The sequence below is a fragment of the Planctomycetia bacterium genome, assembly GCA_015075745.1.
GTDB lineage: Bacteria > Planctomycetota > Phycisphaerae > UBA1845 > UTPLA1 > UTPLA1.
In genome coordinates, this window is the sequence record JABTTW010000001.1 from 2962479 (window position 1) to 2979489 (window position 17011).

The window sequence follows — 17011 nt, forward strand, 5'->3', positions numbered from 1 at the left end:
ACGCGACGCTTCGAATGTCAGGGAGTCAAGATGTGCGGGACGATGCATTCCGCTCTGTTTCCAGGGCCGACACCTTGCCGAGCCGCCGCAGATGCCGTTCATCCTCGCTGAATTCCGCGGCAAGAAACGTCTGAACCAAGTCCCACGCCACTGCCGGTCCTACCGTCCTGCCGCCGATACAGAGAACGTTCATGTGGTCATCTTCGACCCCTTGGTGGGCCGAAAAATGATCCTGAATCAGGCAGGCACGAACGCCCTTGACCTTGTTGGCGCACACAGACGCGCCCACACCGCTCCCGCAAATCGCCACGCCGCGATCGACATCCCCTGCCGCCACCGCCAGGGCCAGTGGGATGACGAAATCGGGATAGTCGTCATCGGGTATCAAACTGGGCGCTCCGAAATCCACGACATCATGGCCGGCCGCGCGGAGTTGCGCGAGCAGTTCTTGTTTCAAACCAAACCCACCGTGATCCGAGGCGAGGCCTACGCGCATCATGGCAATACCTCCGTGCCCTCAGTCAGGTTCTGTTGTCCCGCCGTTGAGCGTCGGCGATAAAACGGAAAATCGGTGTAGCCCTTGGCGTCTGGCGCGGACCACACTTTCTTATCTGCCGGCGCATTCAATTCCCATCCGTTGGCGAAACGCTCCACAAGATCCGGGTTACTCAAGAAGGGCCGTCCGAAAGCAATGAGGTCCGCGACGCCGGAGGCAATCGCCGCCTCGCCCGATTCCTGTGTGTAGCCGCAGTTGCCCATCAGCGGTCCGCCAAACACGGCGCGGAATTCGGCGAGGGTCATCGGAGTGCCTTGTTCGTGAAATCCAAAAGCCAGGCCGTCCACCACGTGCAGATAAGCCAGGCCAAATGCGTTCAATTGCGCCGCGGCATGGGTAAAGGTCTCCCGGAAATCCGGCGACCCCATATCGTTAAAGTTTCCGTTGGGCGAGAGACGCACGCCCACCCGATTCGCAGGCCAGACGGTGACGGTGGCCTGAACGACCTCCTTCAGGAAACGGAACCGATTCTCGACGTTCCCACCGTAATGATCCGTTCGCTGGTTGGTTTTCGACTGCAGGAACTGGTCAATCAGATAGCCGTTGGCGGCGTGGATTTCCACCCCGTCAAAGCCGGCGGCCTTCGCCCGTTCGGCCGCCCGGCGATAATCCTCCACCACGGCCCCGACTTCCGCTGTCGCCAGCGCGCGCGGTGTTTCGTGAGGCCGCTTGCCGTCGGGTGTGTGGAGATCGTCGCCGTTGATCTTGATGGCGGAGGCGGAGACCGCCGGCTGGCCGCCATGAAAGGCGCTGTGCGAAGCGCGACCACAATGCCAGAGTTGCAAAAAAAACGGCGTGCCTTTGGCGTGCAAAGCCGCCGTCACTTTCTTCCAACCGGCTACTTGCTCCTCGTTGTAAATGCCCGGCGAATCCACCCAGCCCAGTCCTTGTTCGGAAATGGTGGTTGCCTCCGCGATGATCAGTCCGGCAGAGGCGCGCTGCACGTAGTATTCCGTCATCAAGTCGTTCGGTACTCGTTGGTGTCCGGCGCGCCCGCGGGTTAGCGGAGCCATGAACACGCGATTGCGCAGGTGCAGCCCGCCGAGATCAAAGGTTGAAAGCAAATGAGGCAGATGGGGGTTATTGGGTTGTGTCATCATGAGATTCCTCTGGCGATGTCCACGTCCGGCTCGCAAACACGTTGTCCAACGGCGTCCTCGCCAGATGAGTGGTGTCGTTGCTTATGGTCTTGATCGCTGTGATGACGATGACTTCGAGCACGTGGGCGAGGGTGAATCCCGCGGCCAGGAATGTGTCCAAGGCTTCCTCCTTTACCCATCCGCACCGTTGAACCATCGCGCAGCGCCTGAATGGTGGTGGACGGAATGTGGGCCATCGCCGTTCCCGCGGAGTGGGCTGCCATGCAATAATCACAGCCGTTCTCGAAGCTCGCGGCGAGCATGGTCACCCGCTGTTCCGTGGGCGTCAGCGTGGCTTTGCTTTTTATGCGGCCACTGAGTTGTAAGTAAGCGCTCACCGCCAGAGGTGATTCGGCCAGGCTGCCCATAAGATTGGGAATGAACTTGTAGGCCATTCTTACTTCGGCCAAAGTCGACGGGGATGCTTCTGGAGCAGTTTGCGGGGTGTGGATTTCAGATTTCATATCGGTCGTTCTTCTCGTTCGATTGTCTCGGAATCAAGGCGGTTCGCTCCGCGCCGGGGCCTGCGGCGTTGGGGGAATTAACGAACGACGTATTCATTGGGGCCAATTTGTTCCGCCGCCGCGCGATCGGCCAATACCAGTACCTGATTTCGATTCACCCCTCCCGCCGGAATGGACAGGTCGCCCGTCCAGAGCCGGGCAAGCATGGCGGCTTTCTCGGATCCGGTGACGATCCACAGGATGCGGCGCGATCGATTCAGGATGGGATACGTCAGTGTCATCCGTCGCCTTCCCTGGTAAACGCCGGTCATCGCGACATCAGACTTCGTGACATCGAGAACGGAATCTCCCGGGACAAGAGAGGCGGTGTGACCGTCCGACCCGAGGCCCAGGTGGACAAGGTCGAGGATCGGCGGCGAACCGGCGATCTCTGAAAGCTCCCGCCCATAGCTCGCGGCTGCCGCGTCCAGATCGGGCAAGTCCACCGGCATTGCATGGATCTGTTCACCGTGCAGCGGGGCCTGTTCAAGCAGGGCCTCGCGCAAGAGGGTCAGGTTTCGGTCGGGGTGACCCAACGGGGCGACTCGCTCATCGACTTGGACAACATGCAGACTGTTCCACGGAACGTCTTCTCCCGCCAATACGCGGAGCATCCGGCGCGGAGTTTGGCCGCCACTGAAGGCCACGTTGAAACGCCCGCGCGTATGCACGGCTGCACGGGCCTCTTCCGCAATGATCACAGCAGCCGCCTGGGCGACCGCATCGGCATCGGCAAGGACTTGCATCTTCATGAACATGGCTCCGTTTCGGATTCGTCCGCTTCGACCGGATTGTGCCAGCCTCCAGCGGGCAAGACACTCTGGTCGACTTCGCTCGGCCCCCACGTTTTCTTCTCGTATTCGTGGACCGTCGTGTCCGCCTTCAAGACCGGATCGACGATGCGCCACGCCTCTTCCGCATAGTCCTGCCGGGCGAACAGGGTGGCGTCTCCCTGCATGGCGTCCCCGAGCACGCGCTCGTAGGCGGATGGCTCGCTGGTGCCTTGATGACGGCACGCTACCATCTCCACCGACTGACCCAGTTTCTGCTCGCCGGGCCCAAGCACATTCATGCCCAATGCGAAGAGGATCTCGGGACTGATCCGCAATCGCAATTCGTTTGGTTTGAGGTGAAGGTCTTGATACGAGATTGCCGGCCGGCACAGCCGGACAACGACTTCGGTGCAGGTGACGGGCAGACACTTTCCGGCTCGGAGAAAAAAGGGAACGCCTTGCCAGCGGTCGTTCTCAATATCGAGTCGCAGGGCGGCGAACGTCTCCACCTTCGAATTCGGCGCCACGTCCTTTTCGTCTCGATAGCCAATGAACTGCCCGCGTACAAGGTTTTTCGCCTCGAGTGAACGAGTGGCCTTGAGAACCGCGACTTTTTCATCGCGAATGGACTCGCTATCGCGTCTGGGAGTCAGCTCCATAACCAGATTGGTCAGCACCTGAAAAAGGTGGTTCTGGATCACGTCGCGGATGGCGCCCGTTTCCTCGTAGAAGCCGCCTCGACCCTGGACGCCGAAGTCTTCCGCCAGAGTGATCTGCACATTATCGATGTAGTGGCGGTTCCAGATCGGCTCCAGAAACGCATTTGCAAATCGGAAGAAGTGCAGGTTGTTCACCGGCTGCTTCCCGAGATAATGGTCAATGCGAAAGATCGCTGACTCGTCGAAGGTCTTGAGCAGAACCTGATTGAGTTCCCGGGCGGAGGCCAGATCACGTCCGAAGGGTTTTTCGACCAGCACGCGCGCCCCCTTGGCGCAACCGGACTTCTCCAGTTGTTTTACAACCGTTTCAAACATCTGAGGCGGTATGGCCAGATAATGCGCCGGCCGCCTGGCATCGCCCAGTTCTTTGCGCAGCGCCTGAAACGTCCCCGGCTTGGAATAGTCGACACTTACATAGCGCAGGAGCCCGCACAGTTTTTCAAGAGCGACGGGGTCTATCTTGCCGTGCTTTTCCAGGCTCTCGCGGGCCCTCGCCCGGAGTTGGTCGGCAGTCCAATCCGATCGACCCACACCAATGACCGGCACATCCAGATTGCCGCGTCTGACCATGGCCTGTAACGCCGGAAAGATCTTCTTGAAGGCCAGGTCACCCGTGGCGCCGAAAAAGACCAGAGCGTCGGACTGAGACTTATTCATCTTGCCCTCGTTTCAAATAGTCGAACGCCACCAATTGCGTCAGGTCGTATTGCAGCAAGTCGCCGATCGCATCGAGACTGATGTCTGCGGCCGGATAGCCGGCCAGAATCTTCGGGTCGAGGGCGTAATGGCCCTGGCGCACGAAGACCGTCGTCACCCGCCGGCCCCAGATTTTCTTGATGGCGCTTAGTAGACGCAGTTTGTCCTCGAAAAGCACGTAATGTTCGGCCGGGCAGCGCTCGGCAACATCGTCGAGCTCTTGCTCCTTGTGCGGATAAATCATGACTTGCCCGTCCACCGCGCTAAACAGTCCGGAGCGTTCCACCTTCCAGGGTTGGAAGACTACGTCACCGTCGGTGAGCAGGGCCGCCGGACCCCACTGCTTGACGTGGGCGATGACTTCGGGCACGCCGGGAAAGAGGCGCTCGGCAAAAGGGTAGTTCAGCAAGTAGTGGGAGACGGTGAAAATGCCCGGATCGTGTGGATACTCGACGCGAAAGCGCTGCAAGGCGCCCAGGTAGTCCGCGTGGCCGATCTCCGTTCGAATGTCCTCGAAGATGCGCCAGTAATATGCCGCGCACTCGGCGCCCACCTCACTGTCGAGGTGACTTTGCAGGTCGGCGATAACACGGTCGTTGTCGAGCAACGTGTTGTCCACGTCGAACAGAAACGCGACGGGGGACCGGGATGGGTTCATGACATGGCCTTCCCTTCCGCCGCTACTTGCCGTCTGACTTCTCGACGTGCCCGCCGAACTCGAAGCGCATCGCGGACAGCAGCTTGTCGGCAAACTCCGCCTCGTCGCGCGAGCTGAAGCGCGAGTAGAGAGCCGCGCTGAGCACCGGCGCCGGAACGGCCACGTCGATGGCCGCCTTGATCGTCCATCGTCCCTCGCCCGAATCCGAGACCCAGCCGTCAAATTTCGACAGAGTCGGATCTTTGACCAGGGCGGCCGCGGTTAAATCCAGCAGCCATGAGGCGATCACGCTGCCGCGCCGCCAGACCTCAGTAATCTCGGGAAGATTGAGATCGAATTGAAACTCTTCGGGGTTGCGAAGCGGAGTTGTCTCGGCATCGTCGGACTGGTCGTTCTTGCCCACGTTGGCATGGGCCAGGATATTCATTCCCTCGGCATAGGCCGCCATGATGCCGTATTCGATGCCGTTGTGCACCATTTTCACGAAGTGGCCTGCGCCGCTCGGCCCGCAGTGTAAATAGCCCTGTTCGGCGGTACCGCCCATCTTCCCACGCCCCGGAGTGCGCGGGATGTCGCCCATCCCAGGCGCCAGCGCCTTGAACACCGGTTCGAGACGCTCGACCGCCTCCTTCGTGCCGCCGATCATCAGGCAGTAGCCACGTTCCAGGCCCATCACGCCGCCGCTCGTCCCACAGTCGATGTAGTGGACCTTCTTGGTCGCGAGTTCCTTGGCTCTGCGGAGGTCGTCCACGTAATAGGAGTTGCCTCCGTCGATGAGGATGTCGCCGGGTTCGAGATGGGGCAGGAGGTCGGCGATGAGTTGCTCCACAAATGCCCCTGGGATCATCATCCAGATCGCCCGCGGCTTCTCCAATTTCTTCACGAGGTCCGCGATCGAGGATGCCCCAACGGCCTTCTCACGTGTCAGCTCCTCCACTGCTTTGGGCGACCTGTTAAAGACCACGCATTGATGGCCGCCCCGGATAAGCCGTCGCACCATATTGGCGCCCATTCTTCCGAGTCCGATCATTCCGATTTGCATAGAATCTTCTCCCTGTAGAACGGCTGGCATGAAAGCGTCGCGTTGTTCTCGACCTGATGGATAGTAGAGCGCATTTACTTCATGGGCTCGGTGTTTCTCTCATTTTTCGATAGCGACAGATAAGCTCTTTTGTTGAACTGTCATGTCCGAGCGGCGAATCCAAGTTCGCATCGAGTTCCGGGAGAATCCGTTGCGCCAGCATTTTGCCCAATTCGACCCCCCACTGGTCGAATGAGTCGATGTTCCAGACGACACCCTGGGTGAAGACGCTGTGCTCGTACAGCGCGACGAGCTTGCCGAGCGTTTCGGGTGTGAGCCGTTCGGCAAAAATCGCGTTGGACGGACGATTGCCTTCAAAGACCCGGTGCGGCGCTAGCGCGTCCGGCGTGCCTTCCGCTTCGACCTCCTCCGGCGTTTTGCCGAATGCCAACGCCTCTGCCTGGGCGACGACGTTCGACATGAGGATGTCGTGGTGCGGGCCGAGAGCGTTAAGCGATCGGTAGAAGGCGATAAAGTCACAGGGAATGAACCGGGTACCCTGATGAATGAGCTGGTAGAAGGAATGCTGGCCGTTGGTGCCCGGTTCGCCCCAGTAGATGGGGCCGGTCTGGTAGGCGACTTTCGACCCGTCCAGCGTGACGTGCTTGCCGTTACTCTCCATAGTTAACTGCTGCAAGTAGGCCGGGAAGCGATTCAGGTAGTGTTCATAAGGCAGGACCGCGATGGTTTGTGCGCCGAGGAAGTTCGTGTTCCAGACAGTCAGCAAGCCCATGAGCACCGGCAAGTTCCGCTCGAACGGCGCGTTGCGGAAGTGTTCGTCCATCTGATGAAAGCCGTCGAGCATGGCGCGGAAGTTTTCCGGACCGATGGCGATCATGGTCGAGAGACCGATGGCCGAACTCAGGGAGTAACGTCCGCCGACCCAGTCCCAGAACTCGAACATATTGGACTTGTCGATGCCGAACTCGGCCACCTTCGCTGTATTCGTCGAGACCGCGACGAAGTGCCGACGTACCGCCTGAACATTGCCGCCGAGGTTCTTGAGCAACCACTCCCGCGCCGATTGCGCGTTGGTCATCGTCTCCTGCGTCGTAAACGTCTTTGAGGCTACGACGAACAGCGTCTCCGCCGGATCGAGGTCGCGGGTTGCTTCAACGACATCCGTGCCGTCGACGTTGGATATGAACCTGAACGTCATCGCCCGGTCGCTGTAATACTTGAGCGCCTCGTAGGCCATGACCGGGCCGAGGTCCGAGCCGCCGATACCGATGTTGATGACATTGCGAATCCGCTGACCGGTGCGGCCCTTCCACTCACCGCTTCGAACCTGGTTGGAGAAGTCCGCCATCCTGTCGAGCACCGCATGGACCTGGGGCATGACGTTTTCGCCTTCCACCATGATGGACGCTTCGCGCGGTGCGCGCAAGGCCACGTGCAAGACGGCGCGATTCTCCGTGATGTTGATCTTGTCGCCTCGGAACATGGCGTCGATCTTCGCGCGCACGCCGGACTGCTCCGCCAGTTGCAGCAGCAGCCTCAGGGTTTCATCGGTGATGCGATTTTTCGAGTAATCGAGATAAAGACCGACCGCCTCGGCCGTCAGGCGTTCGCCACGCGTGGGATCATCGGCGAAGAGCGTGCGGAGATGTACGTTACAGACCGCTTGCCGATGGCATTCCAGCGCCTTCCATGCCGGCCGTTGTGCGAAGTATGAGATATCAGCCGATCGACCATCTTTGTTCGGGGCTACTGTTTCGGGAAGATTTTCAGTGAAAGTCGGCGGTACCGGAGATGGATTGCTGTCGCGCCTATTCTCCCACATGCGAAATCCACCCACGAACGCGTTGGCATTGTCGCCGGCGCGGCAACCTGGCGGCAGTTCGTCGAGTTCGCTCACATTGCCACCGCCCAGTACCACATCATTGGGTTGGAGCGCTGAAGTTAGACGGGCGACCACCTTCGCGACATGTTTCCGCCACTTCTGTATCCCTCGCCGTTCCTTGCTGTCGGCACTGACATAGTCCTCGAAGGTACTTTTCTTGTACGGAAGGTGGGCTAACTCCATCGGCACAACCATGCCATCCACCACCATCGCAGAGCCAAGCCCAGTCCCCAGGCCCAGAAAAAGCATCTTGCCGCCCCGGTAGCTCCCCAGCGCCTGCATGGCTGCGTCATTCATAAGCTTCACCGGAGACCCGAAGGCAGCGCGAAAATCGAACCCAACCCAACCTTTGGCCAGGTTTTGTGGTTCCGATACGACACAATCGCCAAGTGTGACTCCGGGGTACCCGATCGATATCACGTCATACTTCCAACCTTCTGCCAACGTCTTGACGCCGGTCACCATCTGCTCGACGGTCATTTCCGGCCCGGACGAAAACTTGCGAGGTTCGTCTTGCCCGGTGGCAAGAACCTTCACATGCGATCCGCCGATATCCACAACCAGAACATTCATGACGCCGCCCCTCTTATGCAACGAATCCGTCCATGCGTTTGTGCCATAGCGTCCCTAAACTGCATTCATGACAACCGTGCTTTTGGATTCGATGGTTTCGATGAGTTCGTTCCAGGACTTAACGAACGAAGCGGTCCCGTTGTCCTGAAGGCGCGCGGCCAAGGCATCGATGTCGATGCCGGCTTTGGCGAATCGGGCCAACACGGCCTCACAGTCGCCGCCATCGGCCGGCAGAAGCGGGCCGACCTCGCCACGATCGGCAAAGGCTTTCAACGTTTTCTCGGGCATGGTGTTGATCGTGAGGGGAGCGGCCAGCCCCTCGATGTACAACACGTCAGAGGCATTGGGGTCTTTGGTTCCCGTGCTGGCCATCAATAGTCGCTGCGGGCGGGCGCCGGCGTTGAACGCCCGCTGCCAACGCGGCGAAGCCATCAAATCGCAATATGCCTTGTAGGTGCGCTTGCCGATGGCGAGGCCGAGTTGGTTGCTGAGTGTTTTGGGCACCTCGTCCTTGACCGCGACGTCCCAGCGACTGATGAACAACGACGCGACGGAGGTAACGTCGGGCGGTAGACCCGCGGCGATTCGCCGCTCGATGCCGCGGAGGTAGGATTCGGCCGCCGCGATGTACTGCTCGCGTGAGAATAGCAACGTGACGTTGATCGGGACGCCGGCAAAGGTCGATTCCTCGATCGCGGGCAGACCTTGCCGGGTGCCCGGAATCTTGATGAAGAGATTGGGGCGCCCCGCGCGGGCGTGCAGCTCCTTGGCAACTGTAAGCGTGGTCTCGGTGTCATGCGCCAGTAAAGGTGACACCTCCAATGACACCCAGCCGTCTACACCGCAGGTACGATCGAAGGTCGACCGGAACAGGTCCGCCGCCTCGGTGAGGTCTTCGATCGCCAGTTTGAAGAACAGATTCTCTCCAGACTTGTCGTCCCCGGCGAGTTTGCGAATCGCGGCGTCGTAGGCGGTGCTGTCCCTGACGGCGTTGCGGAAGATCGTTGGGTTGGACGTCAAGCCGGTGATGGATAGCTCGTCGATGTATCGGCGAAGCGTTCCGCTCGTCAGCAGTTCACGCGTGATATTGTCGAGCCAGAGACTCTGGCCTTTTTCGTGGAGCTTTTGGGTCGCGTTCATGGCGTTACCTCGTAAGTGAATGGGGGTCGGAAGACGGAATCGTCAGTCTTCTGTAGCGGAATCTGCACACACGTTGCCTTATTCCTGATCTCGCTGGGTTGCCCATTCCGATTAGTTTTTTCCCTGAATTTTGGTCTGATAGTCCTTGCCCTCCCAGCGATCCTCATCCGTCCAGTAGAAGGTAAACCGAATGGAGCCGGATTGGTCCTTGTGCACGGGAATATCGACGAAATGAATGTTCAGTGCCGTTGCCGTGGCGGGTGTATCCTGAGTCGTCCTCCATTCATCCTGCGACCAGCGCAGGCGGAAGGGAGCCGGCGCCTGAATGCGCAGCGTCATCTCCGGCCGGATCGTGCGAACGCGACGATTGGGTTTCCAGACTTCCAGCGTCATGCAGTCGCGACGATGATGGTAGTGATCAAAGACAGCGGGAATCAGGTCGAAGACCTTGCCGTCGCTGGCGGAGCGGAGCAGCTTGATGTATTCCGCATGCGCCCACATCAGCGGAGTTGCCGCCCCCGTTTGCCCACCAAAATGCAGGTGCAACTCGGGGCGGTCCGGTTCATCCCAAACCTGTTCGGGCAACAGTCCGGTGGGACTGGCAAAGCCCTCCAGCGCGCGAAGATAAGGAGCGGCATCGCGGCCCGCCGCGAGTTCGTAGTGTCCGCGTTCGCCGGTCAGCAGTGGCCAGATACGACCCGTGCCCCAACCCTCAAACGGACTGCCATCCGCACGCTGCCCGTAGCCATCGTGGTTATAACGCCGCCAGCATGGGCCGACCGGTGTGTCCACTTTGAGCAGCGCATCAACCACACGCAGCGAATCCTCGATCAGCGGATCGCCCGCCTTGCGGATGCCGTAGCGCACCAGTTCCAGAAACCCTGCATCCACGATCTCTTTGGCCGGAAACTCATTGGGTCGCTCTGGCGAAAGATTGGCGATGCGCAAGCTCCCGACATTGGGATCTTCATTCGGTTCGGGATCACCGACATCGGCCGGATGGATGCGGATAAAGTGACGGCGAATGTCCGTTACGAGCGTCCCCTCGGTCGTGACCGTCCAGGACTCCACGTGACACTCCAGAAAGTCGGCATACTGCCGGATAAAAGTCGCGGTTGCGTCGTCTCCCCGCTCGCGCGCAAAACCGGCGGCACAGATCAGCGCGGCGATGTTGGAAGCCAGCGTCGAGGGCGAGTATCCGCTGTTCTCTTCCCAGCGTTCTTGCGGTGTCGCCGGTCCTTGTCGCATGAGATAACTGGCGGCCCGCAGCACCATCGGGTACGGGTCAAAATCCCGCAGCGCGCCGGCCTCGTTCAACCGCCACGCCAGGATGATCGGAAACGCGACTTCGTCGAGCTGAATTCCCGTCCAGTACGAATCGCCGTTGATCCAGAAGTTCTGATGAAACCCGCCATCGGGTAGTTGCGAGCAGGCAAGATAGATCAGGGACCGCAGCGGCGTCTCAAAATTGCCCGCGGCGAGCAAGCCGATGGCACTGTTGACCATGTCGCGCGTCCAGACCAGGTGATATCCGCCGATATTATCGTCGCCGCGAGTCTCACCCCACGGAATGCTCATCGAAGCTATTATCGCACCGGGATAGGTCTTGTCCTCATGGGCCAGAAGCAGACTGTGACTGCTGTGGTACAGGCGGCCGCCATCACCGAGAATCTTCTTTTTGACCGGCAGAACCTTTTCGCAGACCCGCTCCCACTGCTCGATGAATCGCTTGCGATGATCGGCAAAAGGCACGCCGAGCGATTGCAGAAGCGTCGTGACCGCATCGTGCCGCCCGGCTCCAAAGGCCAGCCCCAAGGTGAACTCATAACCGCTGCGCAAGTCCAGCTCACCGATGAGCGCGATGTTGCCGTTATCCGCCAGGTCGAACTCCCAGTCCATCTGGAAGTTGTCCGCCAGATCGGTCCAACCGTCCGATCTCCCCACATAGCCGCACGAGCGACGCACGAACGGAATGGACGCGGCAATGGCCAGCCAGGTGCCGCCCTTATGTGCCACTTGAATAGCGCGGCCGGCGACTTCGATCGATCGTCCATTGTTTCCGAAGCCGCCGACTTCCAGGTGGGGAGCCAGGAGTGAAAACAGCCGCAACTTGCTCCGCAGCGGTTCTTCGGCCTCCAACCGCGTATGAATCAGGACGCAGGCATGGTGCGGATCGGCGATGATCTGCTTGATAATTCGGAAACGTCCCTCGCGATCCACGTTGATTATTTCATAGCCCAAGGCGTGGTGAGACAACTCGCGAATCGTGACGTCGAGATGACGACGCTCATCGTGGAAGAACGTTTCGCCGTCAGTGACCAGATACTGAAGATCGCGAATCTGGGGCTTGTCGATGGTCGGGTAGTAGACTTCATTCAGGATGCCGGCCGACAGCGTAAACCACAGGCGGCTTGATGCCGAGTATGCCGTTCCCACTGCGTCCTTGTTTCCACGGGTCCAGCGCGGCTCGATTCCGGGCTTTCCGAACGCCGTTGTTTCCTTGGGAGTATGTGTCATATTCATCATTCGAGCTCCCCTGAGTTACGAACGACACTCTGTGTTGCATTGACCAGGCCAGACAATGGCTTCGTATCTGCGGGACGCACTTCACAATTGACCAGCGGATCGCGCCGGGCGCCCACTTTGCGCTTGCGTCTATTTATCCTGCTGACGGCTGACGCGAGCTTGCCGGCAGCCACGCCGATTGGCGCCGCGCGATGTTTCCGTGTGTTCGGTAGTTCGATGGCACTCGTCTGATCGCCGTCCAGGCCGGCTGGACCAGGCGCGCGAGCTGCCTCATGTGTGGCAGTCCGACGGGACGGGTCATACACGGCGAGTGTCTTTTCCGCGATCTGCTGCCAGGAAAAAAGTTGTACGACTTCACGGTGGCCGTTTACCCCCATCTGTCGCGCGCGATCAAAGTCCATGAACATCGTCCCCAGCCCCCATGCGACCGAATCGGCATTGGGATAAACCAGCAAACCCGTGCGCTCATGATGCACGTACTCTGCGGGGCCGCCGATCTGCGTGACAACGACCGGCTTGCCGGCACTCCATGCTTCCAACACGACAATGCCGAACGGCTCGTTGCGGCTGGGTATACAAACCATGTCCGCAAGCTGAAAGAGACGGGGCAGCTCGTTACCGTTGCGATGCCCAAGGAAGCGTACCGCATGTTCAATACCCATCGCACGCGCTCGCTCCTCAAGCGACCAGCGCATGTCACCATCGCCGGCAAAGATGAACTTGGCCCGGTCGTAGTAGTGCAACACGGCGGGGATCGCTTCGAGCATCAGGTCGGGGCCCTTCTGATATGCCATACGACCGCAGAAAAGCACGGTCGGATCCATGCTGCCAATGCCGTAACGCCCTTTTTCGATTGCTGGGTCAATCGAGACTTCAAATCGCGATGCCGCGACGCCGTTGTGAATCACTGTCGTTTTCCAGATCGGAACGTCATACATGCCGGCGATCTCGGCGCGGGTGACGCCGGACACGGCAATGGCCTGATCACACCAGTACAACCCGGCGCGCTCCTGCTCTCGCACGCGAGCGGAGCGGCCTTCGGGATAGGTGTTGCCGCATCGGGCATATTCGGTGGAATGAATCGTGAGAATGCTGCGCCGTCCGCGCTGCTGCTTGATCCAGATCATCGCATTCGCGGCCAGCCAGTCATGGGCATGGACAACATCAAATGCCCCAATGTAGTTTTCCGTGGCGAGGAATTGATCAACCATCGCCCGGCACATGGTGTTGATATCATCGACAAAATCGCCCTGGCCATGGTATTGGCAGCGATGCTCATGAACCAATCCGACGCATTCATACGCCGGCTGGCCGTGCCCCGAGCGCGTGAAGACATGAACTTCGTGCCCATTCGCGGCCAGCGCGTCGGCCAGTTCGCTCACATGTGCAGCCACTCCACCGACCGCGATGGAGCGGAGCGACTCCCACGACAACATAGCAATACGCATGGCGCGATCCTCTCTCGCATGCATTCATGACATCCGTGTCGTGGTTCATGAGGTGACCGACCAATTACGAAGCGGCATATCCGTCGGCCGCCATCGTGTTGGAAACGCTCAACAGTTGCGAAGCTCACGCTCAGCTTGTATCCAGTCTGAAACAGGATCCTCTGGGGCCCCGTCACGTTGCTGAATAATCCGAAACACTCGTGCGCTGATCGCCTCGTCTGCCGGTTCGACGCCCGTCGATGCTGATGCCGGGTACATCGTCTCTTCATGTACCAAAGTCCAACCGGACGTTGGAGCAGGAACCTCCGTTTTTCCCTCGGCAGAGGCGGTGGAAGCTAAGGGCCGCGCAGTGGCGTGGTGTGCCGTGGCAGGCGTCTCCTCCGTGCATCGCATGGTCTGATTCAGCTCCGCCGATTGCGTGTCCTCGGCCGAACCGCGCAGGCTCCCCGTCGAGTCAGCCAACCCGGACCGCTGAGTTTCGCTCGGCGTATTCTTCATCCGATTTGTTGTCGCATGGGTGCGCGTGAGTTTTTCCATTGTCGTGTTCTCCTTATTGCGGCGGACCGTCGAAGCACGGGGCACCAAAATGCGATTGCGCGATACACATGCTGCACAGCGTTTACCGCGTCCAGGCCAGCCACTTGTTGAAGAGCCGCTTCACGAATGGCGTCACGCGCGTGCGACTGTATTGATCGCCGAGGTTGCGAATCGCGTCGGCCAGTGTTGGATAAGGGTGGATCGTGCTGCCGATCTTGCTCAAGCCCAATCCGTGCGTCATTGCCAGCGTGATCTCGGAGATCAGGTCACCAGCATGACTCGCAACGATCGTTGCTCCGATGATCTTGTCGGTGCCCTTCTTGACGTGGACTTTCACGAAGCCTTCGTCTTCTCCGTCCAGAATCGCCCGGTCCACGTCGCGAAACTCCCGCACGAACGTGTCGACTTCGATGCCCTTCTCCCTGGCCTGCCCTTCGTACAGTCCAACGTGGGCAATCTCCGGGGTTGTATATGTACACCACGGAATCACCAGCGACGACGACTTCCTGCGGCCCATGAACAGCGCGTTCTGAATCAAGATGCGCGCCGTGAAATCGGCCATATGCGTAAACTGGTACGGCGAACAAATGTCGCCCGCGGCGTAGATCATGGGGTTCGTCGTCTGCATGCGTTCGTTGACCGTCACCCCCTTCTTGTCGTAATTCACACCAACGGCGTCCAGATTCAGATTCTCGACGTTTGGCGCTCGGCCGACCGAGACCAATAGTTTGTCGACCGGCTCGTCATACCCAGTGCCGTGCGATTCGACCGTGAGTTGGATTCCCGCGCCATTCTTGATCTCCAGGCTCTTGCCGCAACAAAGCAGCTTGACGCCGGATCGCAAAATCGCCCGTTGCACGATCGCCGCCGCGTCACGGTCTTCGCGCGGCAGGATGTCGTGTTCGGCCTCAACCAGAAACACGTCGGCCCCGAGTTGGGCAAACGCCTGCGCCATCTCACAACCGATCGGGCCGGCGCCAATGACGCCGAGTCGTTGCGGCAATTCGGTCAATGAAAAGAGTGTTTCATAAGTCAGATACTCGACGGAACTCAAACCAGGAATCGCCGGCGCCGCGGCCCGCGCTCCGGTCGCGATTACCGCCCGCTTGAAGTTAAGCTTCGCGCCGTTCACGCCGACCGTGTTCGAATCCACAAACGTCGCCTGCCCGAAAAAGACGTCGATGCCCAGGTCACGGAACCGCTGTGCTGAATCGTTCGGGCTGATGTGGGCGCGCAGCCGTCGCATCCGCTGCATCGCCGCCGCGAAGTCTGCGTTCACATCGTCTGGAACTTCCACCCCGAACTCACGCGCATTTCGCACGCCGGCCGCCACACGGGCCGCGCTGATGACTCCTTTCGAAGGCACGCAGCCAACATTCAGGCAGTCGCCGCCCATCAGATGTCGTTCGATCAACGCCACTTTGGCGCCCAGCCCCGCGGCTCCGGCGGCCGTTACAAGGCCCGCTGTGCCGGCTCCGATCACGACGAGATTGTATCGGCCGCTCGGTTTCGGGTTCACCCAATCCACAGGATGAACGTTGCGAACCAGCTCCCGATTGAACTCGTCCGCCGGACTGATCTGCGGCAATCGCTCGATCAACGGCTGATCGACCATTCTCGTGTTTTCTTCCCGCGGCACGGGGTCCTCCATCCTCTTCTTATCGAGACTGCTTGTCGACATGACTGCTCAATCTCCAGTCGTATGCAAGCCACTCAATCGACGAGCCGGCGCCGCTTTCCATGGCCTGTCTCAATTCTGGCGAGTATCACGCGCCGGATTTTGCCGTACTGCTCGCGAATTGCACGAAGTCGTTGCGGCACCAGTCATGGAGTGTCGTGAGACGGAGCACGTTTACCCATCACCGCCAGCTTTGGCCCGGCCGCGGCGTGTTCACATGTGCTGCTACATCCGCGACTCCGCCCGTGCCAACTGCCATGCCTGATGCCTCTTAGGTCTTCATGCACGACCCCGTTTCACACGAAAGCGAATGCGACTGTTTACGTGCATCGCGGCCTGCACCGGCCGCTTCGCCCATGAACGCGCACAAAAAAAGCCGGCGCGGTTAAACACCGTGAAGGTGCTGAACCACGTCGGCCTACGCAGAAACGAGCCACCCGGCATGCCCGGAGTGCCCTTTTGTTCGTCATCCGATCCGAGCGATCGAAATCGACGCGAAACGCGTCGGGATTTCCCTCGCTACCATCATGGTAGGGCATGTGGAATAAGAGTCAAGCGCGGGAGAATTCTCTTCGATGCGTACCGATCATGCGTATTCATCGGTATGTAAATCGGACGAATCGCCCCGCGGCATCCCGGCCAGCGAGGTCAATTCAGCGACTGGCTTGACAACTTCGTTAGCAGGACCATCGCCAAACTGGCAAGCGCAAGCTCGCGACGCTGTGCTTCTTGTGCCATGCCTGATTCCAAATCGTAGAAGGAGCGGCGACAAGGAGAGCGAATCCTGGTGCCTTGCTCTACTCAAGCCCGAGCGTTGCAGACGTGTAAGTCTGGTGGTTTAAGACGATTGCGATCAAGTAGCGGCGTAATTCGGTGGTGAAACACCATCTTCCCAAGCTTAACGTCGCGGGTGCGAATCCCATCGACCTCCTCCACATTCGAGAAAGCACTACCTCCGGGTTCGGCAATTGACGGGTTCGGTACTTGACTCGAATAGAAGTTGAAGGCTATTTGCCGAAACGCCGCGCACGCTTGCGTATTTTAGGTTGGCCCGACGATCCGCGATCACCAATTGGTCAAACGTAGTGAACCCGCGGACCACTCAAACTCTGGCCGGACATGTGGACATCAAGACCACGAT

At 59.5% G+C, this 17011-nt stretch carries 12 protein-coding genes and 1 pseudogene; all 13 read right to left on the reverse strand.

Translation table 11 applies throughout. From position 1 onward, the window contains the following. Positions 1–25: 25 nt before the first annotated feature. Positions 26–496 (reverse strand): RpiB/LacA/LacB family sugar-phosphate isomerase, encoded by a 471-nt coding sequence (locus HS101_11785; GenBank protein MBE7506945.1) that lies wholly within the window; start codon positions 494–496, stop codon positions 26–28. Then, positions 496–1656, reverse strand: coding sequence for an alkene reductase (locus HS101_11790; GenBank protein MBE7506946.1), 1161 nt, complete (start codon positions 1654–1656; stop codon positions 496–498). The genes HS101_11785 and HS101_11790 overlap by 1 nt, the downstream gene beginning before the upstream one ends. Then, entirely contained in the window at positions 1653–2159 is a 507-nt protein-coding gene (locus HS101_11795) for a carboxymuconolactone decarboxylase family protein (protein MBE7506947.1), read from the reverse strand. The genes HS101_11790 and HS101_11795 overlap by 4 nt, the downstream gene beginning before the upstream one ends. Positions 2160–2236: 77 nt before the next feature. Beyond that, the gene (gene pgl / locus HS101_11800; GenBank protein MBE7506948.1) at positions 2237–2950 is read right to left on the reverse strand and encodes a 6-phosphogluconolactonase; all 714 of its coding nucleotides are present in this window, start codon (positions 2948–2950) and stop codon (positions 2237–2239) included. Beyond that, on the reverse strand, positions 2947–4347 hold the full coding sequence (zwf, locus tag HS101_11805) for a glucose-6-phosphate dehydrogenase (protein ID MBE7506949.1): 1401 nt from the start codon (positions 4345–4347) through the stop codon (positions 2947–2949). Before zwf ends, pgl begins: the two co-directional genes overlap by 4 nt. After that, positions 4340–5044, reverse strand: coding sequence for an HAD family hydrolase (locus tag HS101_11810; GenBank protein MBE7506950.1), 705 nt, complete (start codon positions 5042–5044; stop codon positions 4340–4342). The genes zwf and HS101_11810 overlap by 8 nt, the downstream gene beginning before the upstream one ends. Positions 5045–5066: 22 nt before the next feature. After that, positions 5067–6086, reverse strand: a complete 1020-nt coding sequence (gnd, locus tag HS101_11815) for a decarboxylating 6-phosphogluconate dehydrogenase (GenBank protein ID MBE7506951.1) — start codon at positions 6084–6086, stop codon at positions 5067–5069. A gap of 79 nt (positions 6087–6165) precedes the next feature. Further along, positions 6166–7908 (reverse strand): glucose-6-phosphate isomerase, encoded by a 1743-nt coding sequence (pgi, locus tag HS101_11820; GenBank protein MBE7506952.1) that lies wholly within the window; start codon positions 7906–7908, stop codon positions 6166–6168. Further along, positions 7894–8541: pseudogene (locus HS101_11825) on the reverse strand (ROK family protein). The gene pgi and the pseudogene HS101_11825 overlap by 15 nt, the downstream one beginning before the upstream one ends. Before the next feature lie 54 nt (positions 8542–8595). Further along, positions 8596–9681 carry a transaldolase gene (gene tal, locus HS101_11830; GenBank protein MBE7506953.1) on the reverse strand — a complete coding sequence of 362 codons (1086 nt, stop codon included), beginning with the start codon at positions 9679–9681 and terminating at the stop codon, positions 8596–8598. Between the two features lie 111 nt (positions 9682–9792). Next, the gene (locus tag HS101_11835; GenBank protein ID MBE7506954.1) at positions 9793–12198 is read right to left on the reverse strand and encodes a glucan 1,4-alpha-glucosidase; all 2406 of its coding nucleotides are present in this window, start codon (positions 12196–12198) and stop codon (positions 9793–9795) included. 5 nt (positions 12199–12203) lie between these two features. Continuing rightward, on the reverse strand, positions 12204–13655 hold the full coding sequence (locus HS101_11840) for a glycosyltransferase family 4 protein (GenBank protein MBE7506955.1): 1452 nt from the start codon (positions 13653–13655) through the stop codon (positions 12204–12206). 619 nt (positions 13656–14274) lie between these two features. Then, a complete protein-coding gene (locus tag HS101_11845) occupies positions 14275–15780 on the reverse strand; it encodes a mercuric reductase (protein ID MBE7506956.1) in 1506 nt (501 codons plus the stop codon). Positions 15781–17011: the final 1231 nt, after the last annotated feature.

Coding starts and splice junctions, on each gene's coding strand:
- HS101_11785 (MBE7506945.1), bottom strand. CDS start 496: ATGCGCGTAGGCCTCGCCTCGGATCACGGTGGGTTTGGTTTGAAACAA.
- HS101_11790 (MBE7506946.1), bottom strand. CDS start 1,656: ATGATGACACAACCCAATAACCCCCATCTGCCTCATTTGCTTTCAACC.
- HS101_11795 (MBE7506947.1), bottom strand. CDS start 2,159: ATGAAATCTGAAATCCACACCCCGCAAACTGCTCCAGAAGCATCCCCG.
- pgl (MBE7506948.1), bottom strand. CDS start 2,950: ATGAAGATGCAAGTCCTTGCCGATGCCGATGCGGTCGCCCAGGCGGCT.
- zwf (MBE7506949.1), bottom strand. CDS start 4,347: ATGAATAAGTCTCAGTCCGACGCTCTGGTCTTTTTCGGCGCCACGGGT.
- HS101_11810 (MBE7506950.1), bottom strand. CDS start 5,044: ATGAACCCATCCCGGTCCCCCGTCGCGTTTCTGTTCGACGTGGACAAC.
- gnd (MBE7506951.1), bottom strand. CDS start 6,086: ATGCAAATCGGAATGATCGGACTCGGAAGAATGGGCGCCAATATGGTG.
- pgi (MBE7506952.1), bottom strand. CDS start 7,908: ATGTGGGAGAATAGGCGCGACAGCAATCCATCTCCGGTACCGCCGACT.
- tal (MBE7506953.1), bottom strand. CDS start 9,681: ATGAACGCGACCCAAAAGCTCCACGAAAAAGGCCAGAGTCTCTGGCTC.
- HS101_11835 (MBE7506954.1), bottom strand. CDS start 12,198: ATGACACATACTCCCAAGGAAACAACGGCGTTCGGAAAGCCCGGAATC.
- HS101_11840 (MBE7506955.1), bottom strand. CDS start 13,655: ATGCGTATTGCTATGTTGTCGTGGGAGTCGCTCCGCTCCATCGCGGTC.